At 50.0% G+C, this 504-nt stretch carries 1 rRNA gene; it reads right to left on the bottom strand.

From position 1 onward, the window contains the following. Nucleotides 1-26 precede the first annotated feature (26 nt). Nucleotides 27-145, bottom strand: a 5S ribosomal RNA gene (gene rrf / locus ACYVM0_RS27030). Nucleotides 146-504 lie beyond the last annotated feature (359 nt).

Genomic DNA, 504 nt, shown 5'->3' with positions numbered 1-504 from the left:
GTAACAGGCAAAAAGCAAAAAGAGAAGAACCACGGCACCCGGGATTCCCACGTGGTCCCCCACCGTGGTACTAACCGAGCGCTCTTCAGCTTAACTTCCTGGATCGGACGGGGCAGGGTGCTGTATGAAGGCTATGGCCGTGGATAAGATTATAACACTAACCTCCCTACTTGTCTTGTCCTACTTTATCTTGTTTCCTTTCTAAGACGAGTTGAAAGACGAAAGGGAACGAAGGAAACACCAGCCTGTCGATAAGATTGACAGCGACAAGCCGCTTGGCCCTAGCGCCGCTTCCAATGGGTACATTTTTTTGACGTGCAAGAGTGCCCGTGTTCTCAAGCTGATAATGGGGACAGGGTTATATGACTGCCTCTGATCTTCAAGCGTGTGCCAGTGAGGCCGAAGATAAAAGGCTGAGTCTGCTCATGCATCCTGACACTCCCTCAAGTCGGTTCAGGGTGCTTACCAAATTTTTTTGTTGGTGATTGCATCTTCGCCAACAGG

The organism is Ferruginibacter profundus (genome assembly GCF_054783275.1).
Note: the sequence above shows the minus strand (reverse complement) of the source record. Positions and strands in the feature narration are given on the sequence as shown.